This is a genomic window from Mixta tenebrionis (genome assembly GCF_006517625.1).
Classification (GTDB): Bacteria; Pseudomonadota; Gammaproteobacteria; order Enterobacterales; family Enterobacteriaceae; genus Mixta; species Mixta tenebrionis.
The window spans coordinates 73559-86129 of sequence record NZ_VHQI01000014.1; the positions used below are offsets into that span (position 1 = coordinate 73559).

Here is a 12571-nt window from a genome sequence, read left to right on the forward strand (position 1 = left end):
TTTATCTCTCGCTGGTTAAAAGCTTAGCCAGCAACGGAGATACGCTTCATATCAGTCATATAACCGCGCAGCTTGCGGCCCACCGCTTCGATCGGATGGTTACGTACCGCCTCGTTCACGTCGCGCAGCTGGGCGTTATCTACCGCCGCAGGCGCTGTCGCCTTGCCTAAATCGCCCGCCTGCAGCGTGGTCATAAACTCTTTCAGCAGCGGCACCGCCGCGTTAGCGAACAGGTAGTTGCCATACTCAGCGGTATCAGAGATAACCACGTTCATTTCATACAGGCGCTTACGAGCGATAGTATTGGCGATCAGCGGCAGCTCATGCAGCGATTCATAGTAGGCGGATTCAGCAATAATGCCGGAATCGACCATGGTTTCAAACGCCAGCTCTACGCCCGCTTTAACCATTGCCACCATCAGCACGCCGTAATCGTAATACTCCTGCTCGGAGATTTTGCCATCGTACTGCGGCGCATTTTCAAAGGCGGTCTGGCCGGTCTCTTCACGCCAGGTCAGCAGTTTTTTATCGTCGTTCGCCCAGTCGGCCATCATGCCGGAAGAGAATTCGCCGGAGATGATATCGTCCATATGTTTCTGGAACAGCGGCGCCATAATGGTTTTCAGCTGTTCCGACAGTGCGAAAGCGCGCAGTTTCGCCGTGTTCGACAGGCGATCCATCATCAGCGTAATGCCGCCGTGCTTCAGCGACTCGGTGATCGTTTCCCAGCCGAACTGCAGCAGTTTGCCCGCCCAGGCCGGATCGGCGCCCTCCGCTACCAGCTTGTCGTAACAGAGCAGCGAACCCGCCTGCAGCATTCCGCAAAGGATAGTTTGCTCGCCCATCAGGTCAGATTTCACTTCGGCGACGAAAGAGGATTCCAGCACGCCCGCACGATGACCGCCGGTAGCCGCAGCCCAGGCTTTGGCAATCGCCATACCTTCGCCTTTGGGATCGTTTTCCGGGTGTACCGCAATCAGCGTCGGCACGCCGAAACCGCGCTTGTACTCTTCGCGCACTTCGGTGCCGGGACATTTTGGCGCTACCATCACCACGGTAATATCTTTACGGATCGCCTCGCCCACCTCGACAATGTTAAAGCCGTGCGAATAGCCCAGCGCGGCGCCATCTTTCATCATCGGCTGCACCGCCTGCACCACGGCGGAGTGCTGTTTGTCCGGCGTCAGGTTAACCACCAGATCGGCCTGCGGAATCAGCTCTTCATAGGTGCCCACCTTAAAGCCGTTTTCCGTCGCCTTGCGCCAGGAGGCGCGTTTTTCCGCAATCGCCTCGGCGCGCAGCGCGTAAGAAACGTCCAGCCCGGAATCGCGCATATTGAGGCCCTGATTAAGGCCCTGAGCGCCACAGCCAACGATGACGACTTTTTTCCCTTTCAGGTAGCTTGCTTCATCAGCAAATTCATCACGCGTCATAAAGCGGCATTTACCTAATTGCGCCAGCTGCTGACGCAGGTTCAAAGTATTGAAATAGTTAGCCATGGGCACTCCGTTTTTGAGGTTGTGTTTAGCGTTATTTTTTCTCGCGAATCCCGCTAAGGCTCGCTTTCTGTTAGCCCCATCATATGACAGGAAATCCGTTGCTTAAATTGATATATTAACAACGCTGCATTGCAATAACTGCAACGTAAAAACGAGGCCTGAATCGCATGGATTTACGAGACCTGAAGCTTTTTTTACATTTGGCTGAAAGCCGCCACTTCGGACGCAGCGCCCGCGCGATGCACGTTTCGCCATCCACGCTGTCGCGCCAGATACAGCGTCTGGAGGAAGATCTCGGCCAGAGCCTGTTTTTACGCGATAATCGCACCGTTACGCTCACCGAGGCGGGCGAGCTGCTGCGCCAGTTCGCCCAGCAAACGCTGCTGCAGTATCAGCAGATGCGCCACGCGATAGAGCAAAACGGCCCTTCGCTAAGCGGCGAACTGAAACTCTTCTGTTCGGTGACCGCCGCCTATAGCCATCTGCCGCCGATTCTCGATCGTTTTCGCGCCGAACATCCGCAGGTGGAAATCAAACTAACTACCGGCGACGCCGCCGACGCGGTGGAAAAAGTACATAGCGGCGATGCCGATCTGGCGATCGCCGGCCGTCCTGAAAGCCTGCCCGCCAGCATCGATTTCACGCCGCTGGGACATATTCCGCTGGTGCTGATCGCGCCAGCGCTGCCCTGCCCGGTGCGCCAGCAGGCGACGCAGCCGGAGCCGGACTGGGCGCAGATCCCCTTTATTCTGCCGGAACAGGGCCCGGCGCGGCGCCGTATCGATCTCTGGTTTCGCCGTCAGCGCATCGCTAACCCGCTGATTTACGCCACCGTTTCCGGCCACGAGGCGATTGTTTCGATGGTAGCGCTGGGCTGCGGCATCGCCCTGCTGCCGGACGTGGTGCTGGAAAACAGCCCGGACCCGGTACGCAACCGGGTGCTGGTGCTGGATGATATCGACGCCGTGGCGCCTTTCGAGCTGGGCGTCTGCGTGCAGAAAAAGCGGCTCGGCGAGCCGCTGATGAAGGCCTTCTGGCAGCTGCTTTAATCAGCCCGCCAGGAAGAAGCGAAACGCCGGGTTCCGGCTCTCATCATGGAAATCGTAGCCCAGCGCGGTCAGGTGCTCCGCAAAGCGCGGTTCGTCGTCGCCCAATTCAAACGCGGCCAGCACGCGCCCGTAATCGGTGCCGTGGCTACGATAGTGAAACAGCGAGATATTCCAGTGGGTGCCGAGCGTTTGCAGGAATTTCAGCAGCGCGCCGGGCGCCTCCGGGAACTCAAAGCTGAACAGGCGCTCGCGCAACGGTTTGGAAGGGCGCCCGCCAACCATATAACGCACATGCAGCTTGGCCATCTCATCATCAGAGAGGTCGACCACCTGATAGCCGTTTGCGGTTAGCTCGCTAACAATCTCCTGGCGCTCTTCCGCGCCGCGCGCCAGCCGTACGCCGACAAAAATGCAGGCGTCATGCGCATCGGCGTAGCGATAGTTGAATTCGGTTACCGACCTGCCGCCCAGCGTCTGGCAGAAGCGAAGAAAACTGCCCTGCCGCTCCGGAATAGTGACCGCCAGCAGCGCCTCGCGCTGCTCGCCCAGTTCACAGCGTTCCGAGACATAGCGCAGGCCATGAAAGTTAACGTTGGCGCCGGAAAGGATGTGCGCCAGCCGCTCGCCCTGCACATTATGCTGCTGGATATATTTTTTCATCCCCGCCAGCGCCAGCGCGCCGGATGGTTCCGCGACGGCGCGCACATCCTCAAACAGATCTTTCATCGCCGCGCAGATGGCATCGCTGTCGACGGTGACGATATCATCCAGGTAAGCCTGGCAGAGACGGAAGGTTTCATTGCCGATGCGCCTTACCGCCACGCCTTCGGCAAACAGCCCGACGCGCGGCAGATCTACCGGTTCGCCCGCCTCCAGCGCCGCCTTCAGGCAGGCGGAGTCGGCCGCCTCGACCGCGATCACTTTAATTTGCGGCATCAGCTGTTTAATCAACACCGCAACGCCCGCCGCCAGCCCGCCGCCGCCAACCGGCACAAAGATGCGATCGAGATGCGCATCCTGTTGCAGCAGCTCCATCGCCAGCGTCCCCTGCCCGGCAATTACCGCCGGATGGTCGAAAGGCGGCACAAAGGTGTAGCCCTGCTGCTGCGACAGTTCAATCGCCTTCGCCTTCGCCTCATCAAAATTAGCGCCGTAGAGATAAGCCTCGCCGCCAAAGGCGCGCACCGCCTCGACTTTGATATCCGCCGTGGTCACCGGCATTACAATCAGCGAGGTAATACCGAGTTTGCTGGCGGAAAGCGCCACGCCCTGCGCATGGTTACCGGCCGAAGCGGTCACTACGCCGCGCGCCTTTTGCTCCGCATTCAGCCCGGCGATCATCGCGTAGGCGCCGCGCAGTTTAAAACTGTGCACCGGCTGTCGATCCTCACGCTTTACCAGCACCGTATTGCCGAGACGGGCGGAAAGTTTCTCCATTTTTTGTAATGGCGTAACCTGCGCCACTTCATAAACCGGCGAGCGCAGCACAGCGCGCAGGTATTCGGCGCCGCACGGCGCCTCTGGTAACGGTTGCGATTCAGCCATCCTTAGCCTCCCAGTTTCGATTTATCACGCACCGCGCCTTTGTCGGCGCTGGTCGCCAGCGAGGCGTAGGCGCGCAGCGCGAAAGAGACCTGGCGCTGACGCGAATGCGGCGTGTAAGCGGCTTCACCGCGCGCCTCTTCCATTTCACGACGGGCATGCAGCTCGCTCTCCGGCACATCCAGACGGATGCCGCGCCTGGGGATATCGATCTCAATCATATCGCCATCTTTCACCAGCGCGATGGTGCCGCCGCTGGCCGCTTCCGGCGAGGCGTGGCCGATAGAGAGGCCGGAGGTGCCGCCGGAGAAACGCCCATCGGTGATCAGCGCACAGCTTTTACCCAACCCCATCGATTTCAGATAGGTAGTGGGATAGAGCATTTCCTGCATCCCCGGCCCGCCTTTCGGCCCTTCGTAACGAATAACCACCACGTCGCCAGCGACGACTTTGCCGCCCAGAATCGCCTCAACGGCATCCTCCTGGCTCTCATACACTTTGGCCGGGCCGCGGAAAGTCAGGATCTCTTTATCCACGCCGGCGGTTTTAACGATGCAGCCATCTTCCGCCATGTTGCCGTAGAGCACCGCCAGCCCGCCATCCTGACTGAAGGCGTACTCGCGCGAACGGATACAGCCTTCGCGGCGATCGTCATCCAGCGTATCCCAGCGGCAATCCTGCGAGAACGCCTGTGTGGTGCGGATGCCAGCCGGCCCGGCGCGGAACATTTTCTTCACCGCCTCATCCTGCGTCAGCATGATGTCGTAGTTATCAAGCGTTTCACGCAGCGTAGTGCCGAGTACGTTGTGAACGTTGGTATCCAGCAGCCCGGCGCGATCCAGCTCGCCGAGAATGCCGATCACGCCGCCGGCGCGATGGACATCTTCCATATGATATTTCTGCGTACTGGGCGCCACCTTGCACAGGTGCGGCACCTTGCGCGACAGCCGATCGATATCGGAAATATTGAAGTCCACTTCGCCTTCCTGCGCCGCCGCCAGCAGGTGCAGCACGGTGTTGGTGGAGCCGCCCATGGCAATATCCAGCGTCATGGCGTTTTCAAACGCGGCTTTGGTAGCGATATTGCGCGGCAGCGCCGTTTCGTCATCCTGCTCGTAGTAGCGCTTCGCCAGCGTAACAATGCGCTTGCCGGCGTTAATAAACAGCTCTTTACGATCGGCATGGGTCGCCAGCAGCGAGCCGTTGCCCGGCTGAGAAAGCCCCAGCGCTTCGGTAAGGCAGTTCATCGAATTTGCGGTAAACATGCCGGAGCAGGAGCCGCAGGTCGGACAGGCTGAACGTTCGATCTGTTCGCTGTCGGCATCGCTGACGTTCGGGTTAGCGCCCTGAATCATGGCATCCACCAGATCCAGTTTAATGATTTTATCGGAGAGCCTGGTTTTACCCGCCTCCATCGGCCCGCCGGAAACGAAAATCACCGGAATATTCAGGCGCAGCGCCGCCATCATCATTCCCGGCGTGATTTTGTCGCAGTTGGAGATACAGACCATAGCGTCCGCGCAGTGAGCGTTGACCATATACTCCACCGAATCGGCAATCAGCTCGCGCGACGGCAGTGAATAGAGCATTCCGCCGTGGCCCATGGCGATACCGTCATCGACCGCGATGGTGTTGAACTCTTTCGCCACGCCGCCTGCGGCTTCAATCTGTTCGGCCACCAGCTTGCCGAGATCGCGCAGGTGCACATGCCCAGGCACGAACTGGGTGAAAGAGTTAACAACAGCGATAATCGGCTTACCGAAATCGTCGTCGGTCATTCCTGTGGCGCGCCATAAGGCACGGGCGCCGGCCATATTACGTCCGTGAGTAGTGGTTGCGGAACGGTACTTGGGCATGCTCTGTTTACTCCAGTCTGGATAAATAAGCGGGCCCGGCTGGCGCCCGCAAAAGGGTAAGTTATGGGTTTACGGGATCTAACCAGCCCCATTTGTCTGCGGTTTCGCCGGTAAACAGGCCAAAAAACGCCTGCTGGATACGTTTCGTTACCGGACCGCATTTTCCTTCGCCGACCTGAATACGATCTACGCTGCGCACCGGGGTAATTTCCGCCGCCGTGCCGGACATAAAGACTTCATCCGCCAGATAGAGCGATTCACGCGACAGCACCTGCTCGCGGACTTCGATACCGGCATCTTTTGCCAGCTTGATGATGGCGTCGCGAGTGATGCCCGGCAGCGCGGAAGAGGTGAACGGCGGGGTAAAGAGGATGCCGTCTTTCACTTCAAACAGGTTTTCACCGGCGCCTTCAGAGATATAGCCATGGGTATCCAGCGCAATGCCTTCCTGATAACCATGACGGCGCGCTTCGCTACCGACCAACAGCGAGGAGAGATAGTTGCCGCCCGCTTTGGCCGCGGTAGGAATGGTATTCGGCGCCACGCGGTTCCATGAGGAAACCATCGCGTCGATGCCCTGCTCCAGCGCTTCAGCGCCCAGATAAGCTCCCCACGGGAACGCGGCGATAATCACATCCGTGCTGTAGCCTTCCGGCGGGTTGACGCCCAGGCCTACGTCGCCAACAAACGCCAGCGGACGGATATAGGCGCTTTTCAGTTTGTTCACGCGCAGAACCTCGCGGCTGGCGGCCATCAGTTCATCCACGCTGTACTGCAGCGGAAACCGGTAGATTTTGGCGGAGTCGCGCAGGCGCTGCATGTGTTCACGATGGCGGAAGACTACCGGTCCTTTATGCGAATCGTAGCAACGGATGCCTTCAAAAACTGACGTGCCGTAATGCAGAGCATGGGACATCACGCTGACCTTTGCCTCTTCCCACTTCACCATTTCGCCGTTGAACCAGATAAAGTCTGCTTTCTTGGTGCTCATTCTTATTTCCTTTCGCGACTAGGCGCGGATTTGTTGTGTTGTCTGTTGTTGAATCTGGACGCAAGCGACATCCATCAATTTGCACAGCTGTGTTGACAGTAAATCGACTGAGCGTGGGCTGGCAACGGTCATTTCGATATTAATATTCTCAGCGTTAGCGACGGCGGCCATATTCATGGAACAAACCCGAAAGCCGCGATGGCGAACGACGCGCAAAATGCGTTCCAGAACTTCAGGCCGAAAGCGGGCTTCAATAGACAACTGGTGCTGGTTCATACGGTTTTCTCCATCATATTTGCGTTGCTGGCGCCGGGCGGCACCAGAGGCCAGACGTTTTCAAGCTCGTTAATGGCCACATGCAGCAACCAGGGGCCTTGACTGGTCAGCAGGGCATCTAATGCAGCGTCGACCTGATCTTTACGGGTAATACGCTGGCCGGGGATATCGAAAGCGCTGGCCAGCGTCAGGAAATCGGGATTGTCGGAAAGGTTGGTTTCGCTGTAGCGTTCCGAAAAAAACAGCTGCTGCCACTGGCGAACCATCCCCAGGCGCTGGTTATCCAGCAGAACGATTTTGATCGGCAGCCCTTTACGTTTGATGGTGCCCAGTTCCTGTACATTCATCATGAAGGAGCCATCACCGGAAACGCAGATGACGGTATCTTCAGGCCGGGCGACCTGCGCGCCTATCGCGGCGGGCAGGCCGAATCCCATGGTGCCCAGACCGCTGGAGGTAATAAAGTTTTCAGGCGCGGTAAAGGTCATATGCTGCGCCGTCCACATCTGATGCTGACCGACATCGGTGGTCACCACGGTACGGGCATCTTTACGATCGGACAGCTGACGCAAAAACAGCGGGGCATAGATAGCCTCGCCCGGATGATCGTAACGCCAGCTATGCCCGGCTTTTAACGCCATCACCTCCGCACGCCACTCATCGATCTGGCACGGCTGCGCCAGCGCCAGCAGCTGCGTATTCAGATCGCCCTGCAAACCGACATGCACACGACGCAGCTTATTCAGTTCCGCCGGATCGATATCCATGTGGATAACGCTGGCATGCGGGGCGAAAGTATCCAGTTTGCCGGTAACGCGATCGTCAAAGCGCGCGCCGACGGCAATCAACAGATCGCACTGCTGTACGGCCAAGTTCGCCGCTTTTGTCCCATGCATGCCCAACATGCCAAGGTAACAGGGATCGCCGGCATCCGGGGCGCCCAGCCCTTTCAGCGTTGCGACCGCGGGAATACCGGTCTGTCGGATAAATTCACGTAACGCCGGAACGGCCTGCGCCATCCCTACGCCGCCACCTACATACAACACCGGTTTTTTTGCCTGGGCGATCAGCATGCGGGCCTGTTCCAGATGCTGCTGCGGACAGGCAGGCATTGCTTCAACGGGCAGCAAATGCGGCGTCAGCTCAGCGCTGGCGATCTGAATATCTTTCGGAATATCAACCAGTACTGGCCCCGGACGACCTGACTGCGCCATCGCGAACGCCTCGGCCATCACTTCCGGCAAAGACTCCAGCGACTCCACCAGAAAGCTGTGTTTCGTACAGGCCAGCGACAGACCTAAAACATCTATTTCCTGAAAAGCATCGGTGCCGATCAGCGGTGCGGCAACCTGTCCGGTGATGGCGACTACCGGAACGGAATCCAACAACGCATCCGCCAGGCCGGTAATCAGGTTGGTCGCTCCCGGCCCGGAGGTTGCGATGCAGACGCCCGTTTTGCCCGTAGCACGCGCATAGCCGATGGCGGCCATAGCCGCGCCCTGCTCATGACGACACAGTAGGTGTTCGACGCCGCCGTCATATAGCGCATCGTAAACCGGCATAATCGCACCGCCAGGATAACCAAATACGGTATCAACTCCCTGCGCACGCAATACTTGAACCACCCACTGAGCGCCTGTCATCGTTATTCCCCTATCGTTTGCCGGGAACAACAGAATTTTATGCTACTGTGCATTGTTTGTTCCTCTTTCATTGACTATCCCGATGCCTGACCATAAAAAAACCCCCGGACCTTTCGGTGCGGGGGTTCTTTTAGATTGAGGCTTGATTTTTAAGCCTTTCTTCCTCCAGGTGCAGCCCCGCACGGTGGGATAATAATCACCACCACGCTAATCACAACCAGGCTAATCACTCGTAGAAGGGCTTTCATATAATGTTCAAAATTTCGCTTAGTCGAAGTAATGCCTAAAGAGGTAACACAGACAGACGCAGCTCGACAACTATTTTTATTAGTTAATTTTTATGCCGCCTGTATCAGTTTGATTAATGAATATTTATATCAATAACTTACAGTAAGTGAAAAATTTTCATCACGCCCCTGCCGTAATAAATCGAACTTTTACGATGGTGGTTGTCGCGGCTGACGTATGGCAACTCATGTCGTCGCTGCGGAAATTTTTTCGAGGAAACGCGCAACTCTTCTGGTTGACGATCGCTCTGGCGACAAACACTCAGCATACTTTGCAGCAATCCAGCACAAGGAGGGATTATGGCTCTGTCCCATGTCGTCACGCGCGCCGCTCTTGGCGTCAGCGCGCCGCTGGTTACGGTTGAAGTTCACATAAGTAACGGATTGCCAGGCCTTTCACTGGTAGGACTCGCTGAAACCACGGTAAAAGAGGCGCGCGATCGGGTTCGCAGCGCGATCCTGAACAGCGGTTTTACCTTTCCGGCAAAGCGCATTACTGTCAATCTGGCGCCTGCCGATCTGCCTAAAGAGGGCGGACGTTTCGATCTCCCTATCGCCATTGCTATTCTCGCCGCCTCTGAGCAGCTTCCTGCAGCGAGACTGTCGCAGTTTGAATTCCTGGGAGAGCTGGCCCTTAGCGGCGCCTTAAGAGGCGTACAGGGCGCTATTCCAGCGGCTATGGCGGCTGGCGACGCTGGCAGGACGCTGATCGTTCCGGCGGAAAACGGCGCGGACGTCGGCCTGATTAAGCAGAGGGAAACGCTAGTCGCCAGCAATCTTCCAGAAGTATGTGCTTTTTTCCTCGAGCAACGATCGCTGGCGCCTGGCTGCGCGGTTTTGCCCGCTGAAGAGGCGAACAGCACAGATCTAAGCGATATTGTCGGGCAGCAACAGGGCAAACGCGCGCTGGAAGTCTCCGCTGCGGGAGGACATAATCTACTGCTTATCGGCCCGCCAGGCACAGGAAAAACTATGCTGGCGATGCGCCTCACTGGCCTGTTACCGCCGCTTAGCGAACGCGAGGCGCTGGAGTGCGCCACCATTGCCAGCCTGATTAACCGCGGAGGCGTACACAGGCAATGGCGAAAACGCCCGTTTCGCATCCCTCACCACAGCTCCACGCTTTATGCGCTGACCGGCGGCGGAGCGATCCCTCAACCGGGCGAGATTACGCTGGCGCATAACGGGATTCTGTTTCTCGACGAGCTGCCCGAATTCAGCCGAAAAACGCTGGATGCGTTGCGGGAGCCGCTGGAAACCGGAGAAATTACCATCTCCCGCGCCAGAGCGAAGGTTACCTGGCCCGCGCGCTTTCAGCTAATCGCCGCGATGAATCCCAGCCCCGCCGGGCATTATCAGGGTAAGCATAACCGCAGCACGCCGCAGCAAACGCTACGCTATCTTAGCCGCCTGTCAGGCCCGTTTCTGGATCGCTTCGATCTTTCGCTGGAGATCCCGTTACTGCCCGCCGGTATGCTTAGTCATCAGCCAAAAGAGATTGAACAGAGCGCTCAGGTGCGGCTAAGGGTGCTCAAAGCACGTGAACGGCAGCTGGCGCGTCAGGGAAAGATTAATGCTTTGCTGGATAACCGCGAGGTGCAACAGTGGTGCGCGCTGGCGCCTACAGACGCTGAATGGCTTGAATCGATACTGTTAACGCTGGGGCTTTCAGTCAGGGCATGGCAGCGACTGCTAAAGGTATCACGAACGATTGCCGATCTGGCAGGAGAGGAAACGCTGACGCGAGCGCATCTGCTTGAGGCGTTAAGCTATCGGGGTATGGATAGAATGCTGGCTCATTTACATAAAAGCCTTGAGTAGGATATGGGGCCGCGGCCCCATCATCACGTAACCGCTTTGTCAAAGCGAGACCGGTTGGTTAATCTTCCGTATCGCTGTAGTCTTCAACGCCTTCCATCTGCGGCTTGCCGCCAGAGAGCGTATGAAAACGTTTCGGACGCTTGATACGCGTCATGTATTTGCTCCATACGCGCTCAGCTTCAGTTTGTGGTTCACGTAAACCACGGCATACTTCTATAAACTGACGTTCTTCTTCTGTCACCGGCTCCCGTCTGGCCAGATCAAGCTCATTAAACGCGTAACCATGTCTTTCGAGAAGCTGAGCTTCTTTAATAGTGAAATCACCGTGACGCGAAAACCCACGCGGGTAGTGTTTGTTATCAAAAAAACGATTATTTGTTGCGAAGCTATCCGCCATTTTACACGCTCCTAACTCTTCTATGGCCGTGCGATTTATGGCGCGGAGTATTAGTTAGGCTTGACAGAGTGTAAAACAAAACATTTAAATCATTACGACAAACAAATTTTTGGAGTGGGCTGTGGATACGGAATTACTGAAGACCTTTCTCGAAGTGAGCAGAACGCGTCACTTTGGACGCGCTGCAGAAGCGCTCTACCTGACGCAGTCTGCGGTCAGTTTTCGCATCAGACAGCTGGAAAATCAGCTGGGTGTAAATCTTTTTACCCGGCATCGCAACAATATTCGCCTGACTTCGGCAGGTGAACGCCTGCTTCCTTATGCTGAAAGCCTGATGAGCACCTGGCTGATGGCGAAAAAAGAGGTTGCCCATACACAACAGCATCATGAACTCTCTATCGGGGCCAGCGCCTCTCTTTGGGAGGCCTATCTGACGCCCTGGCTACAGACGCTGTATGAAAATCGTGAAAGCCTGCATCTTGAAGCGCGCGTTGCGCAAAGGCATCTACTGGTTAAACAGCTGCATGAACGTCAACTTGATCTGTTGATTACCACCGAAGCGCCGAAGATGGATGAACTCACCAGCCAGCAAATCGGACATATTTCACTGACGCTGTTTCGCTCGCGGAAAAGCGAGAAGAAAGAAAAATATGACTATATCAAGCTGGAATGGGGCGCCGATTTTCATCAGCATGAAAGCTATCTTGCCGGCGCCGATGATGTGCCCGTTCTGACAACCACGTCAGCACATTTGACCCGCCAGCTGCTACATACTACCGGCGCATGCGCATTTCTGCCTGACTGTTGGCTACAGCGCTACCCCGATTTAACCGTTATCCCCGATACGCCGGTTGCCGTCAGGCCGCTGTATGCCGTTTGGCTACAGAATAGCGATCAGCAGACGCATATTCGTCAGCTGCTGAAATTTCCAGTGCTGGTTCAGCAATAACAGCAGATTGGATATGCTGCGAGTGATGTCACGCGCGCACAGGATGAGAGAAGTTACGCTCATCCTCGTACAGAAAAGCGTGATAATGTCGTGCTGGAATGGGATAAATCGCAGGCAAAAAAAAAATCCTTTGCGTTAGCAAAGGATCCTTTATCTGGCAGGGGCGGAGGGACTCGAACCCCCAACACCCGGTTTTGGAGACCGGTGCTCTACCAATTGAACTACGCCCCTAAATAGGGTGGCGGAACGGACGGGACTCGA

General features: G+C 56.8%; 11 protein-coding genes and 1 tRNA gene. 3 read left to right on the forward strand and 9 right to left on the reverse strand.

Annotated features, from left to right (window positions below; translation table 11 throughout):
* Window positions 1–23: 23 nt before the first annotated feature.
* A complete protein-coding gene (gene ilvC, locus FKM52_RS18700) occupies window positions 24–1499 on the reverse strand; it encodes a ketol-acid reductoisomerase (protein ID WP_141177672.1) in 1476 nt (491 codons plus the stop codon).
* A 167-nt stretch (window positions 1500–1666) separates the two neighbouring features.
* Here ilvC and ilvY point away from each other — a divergent pair, with 167 nt between their 5' ends.
* A complete protein-coding gene (ilvY, locus tag FKM52_RS18705; protein ID WP_141177673.1) occupies window positions 1667–2548 on the forward strand; it encodes an HTH-type transcriptional activator IlvY in 882 nt (293 codons plus the stop codon).
* Here ilvY and ilvA read toward each other — a convergent pair whose 3' ends face one another.
* The 6 genes from ilvA to ilvL form a co-directional block, all read right to left on the reverse strand.
* Window positions 2549–4093, reverse strand: a complete 1545-nt coding sequence (ilvA, locus tag FKM52_RS18710; RefSeq protein ID WP_141177674.1) for a threonine ammonia-lyase, biosynthetic — start codon at window positions 4091–4093, stop codon at window positions 2549–2551.
* Between the two features lie 2 nt (window positions 4094–4095).
* On the reverse strand, window positions 4096–5946 hold the full coding sequence (ilvD, locus tag FKM52_RS18715; protein WP_141177675.1) for a dihydroxy-acid dehydratase: 1851 nt from the start codon (window positions 5944–5946) through the stop codon (window positions 4096–4098).
* Between the two features lie 61 nt (window positions 5947–6007).
* Window positions 6008–6937, reverse strand: a complete 930-nt coding sequence (locus FKM52_RS18720) for a branched-chain amino acid transaminase (RefSeq protein ID WP_141177676.1) — start codon at window positions 6935–6937, stop codon at window positions 6008–6010.
* 18 nt (window positions 6938–6955) lie between these two features.
* Complete coding sequence (gene ilvM / locus FKM52_RS18725; protein ID WP_141177677.1) at window positions 6956–7213, reverse strand: acetolactate synthase 2 small subunit; 258 nt, start codon at window positions 7211–7213, stop codon at window positions 6956–6958.
* Window positions 7210–8856 carry an acetolactate synthase 2 catalytic subunit gene (ilvG, locus tag FKM52_RS18730; protein ID WP_141177678.1) on the reverse strand — a complete coding sequence of 549 codons (1647 nt, stop codon included), beginning with the start codon at window positions 8854–8856 and terminating at the stop codon, window positions 7210–7212. The genes ilvM and ilvG overlap by 4 nt, the downstream gene beginning before the upstream one ends.
* 149 nt (window positions 8857–9005) lie before the next feature.
* Window positions 9006–9104 carry an ilv operon leader peptide gene (ilvL, locus tag FKM52_RS18735; RefSeq protein ID WP_141177679.1) on the reverse strand — a complete coding sequence of 33 codons (99 nt, stop codon included), beginning with the start codon at window positions 9102–9104 and terminating at the stop codon, window positions 9006–9008.
* Between the two features lie 339 nt (window positions 9105–9443).
* Here ilvL and FKM52_RS18740 point away from each other — a divergent pair, with 339 nt between their 5' ends.
* Window positions 9444–10964, forward strand: a complete 1521-nt coding sequence (locus FKM52_RS18740) for a YifB family Mg chelatase-like AAA ATPase (protein WP_141177680.1) — start codon at window positions 9444–9446, stop codon at window positions 10962–10964.
* Window positions 10965–11022: 58 nt separating this feature from the next.
* Here the strand turns inward: FKM52_RS18740 and FKM52_RS18745 are convergent, their stop codons facing one another.
* Complete coding sequence (locus tag FKM52_RS18745) at window positions 11023–11361, reverse strand: MaoP family protein (RefSeq protein WP_141177681.1); 339 nt, start codon at window positions 11359–11361, stop codon at window positions 11023–11025.
* A 121-nt stretch (window positions 11362–11482) separates the two neighbouring features.
* Here FKM52_RS18745 and hdfR point away from each other — a divergent pair, with 121 nt between their 5' ends.
* Window positions 11483–12310 carry an HTH-type transcriptional regulator HdfR gene (gene hdfR / locus FKM52_RS18750; protein ID WP_141177682.1) on the forward strand — a complete coding sequence of 276 codons (828 nt, stop codon included), beginning with the start codon at window positions 11483–11485 and terminating at the stop codon, window positions 12308–12310.
* Between the two features lie 155 nt (window positions 12311–12465).
* Here hdfR and FKM52_RS18755 read toward each other — a convergent pair.
* Window positions 12466–12541 (reverse strand) — tRNA-Trp (locus FKM52_RS18755).
* Between the last annotated feature and the right edge of the window lie 30 nt (window positions 12542–12571).

Bases quoted from the DNA above. Each gene is read 5' to 3' on its own strand.
- FKM52_RS18740 (WP_141177680.1), top strand. From the start codon at position 9,444: ATGGCTCTGTCCCATGTCGTCACGCGCGCCGCTCTTGGCGTCAGCGCG.
- ilvY (WP_141177673.1), top strand. From the start codon at position 1,667: ATGGATTTACGAGACCTGAAGCTTTTTTTACATTTGGCTGAAAGCCGC.
- ilvA (WP_141177674.1), bottom strand. From the start codon at position 4,093: ATGGCTGAATCGCAACCGTTACCAGAGGCGCCGTGCGGCGCCGAATAC.
- FKM52_RS18720 (WP_141177676.1), bottom strand. From the start codon at position 6,937: ATGAGCACCAAGAAAGCAGACTTTATCTGGTTCAACGGCGAAATGGTG.
- ilvC (WP_141177672.1), bottom strand. From the start codon at position 1,499: ATGGCTAACTATTTCAATACTTTGAACCTGCGTCAGCAGCTGGCGCAA.
- ilvL (WP_141177679.1), bottom strand. From the start codon at position 9,104: ATGAAAGCCCTTCTACGAGTGATTAGCCTGGTTGTGATTAGCGTGGTG.
- ilvG (WP_141177678.1), bottom strand. From the start codon at position 8,856: ATGACAGGCGCTCAGTGGGTGGTTCAAGTATTGCGTGCGCAGGGAGTT.
- ilvM (WP_141177677.1), bottom strand. From the start codon at position 7,213: ATGAACCAGCACCAGTTGTCTATTGAAGCCCGCTTTCGGCCTGAAGTT.
- FKM52_RS18745 (WP_141177681.1), bottom strand. From the start codon at position 11,361: ATGGCGGATAGCTTCGCAACAAATAATCGTTTTTTTGATAACAAACAC.
- ilvD (WP_141177675.1), bottom strand. From the start codon at position 5,946: ATGCCCAAGTACCGTTCCGCAACCACTACTCACGGACGTAATATGGCC.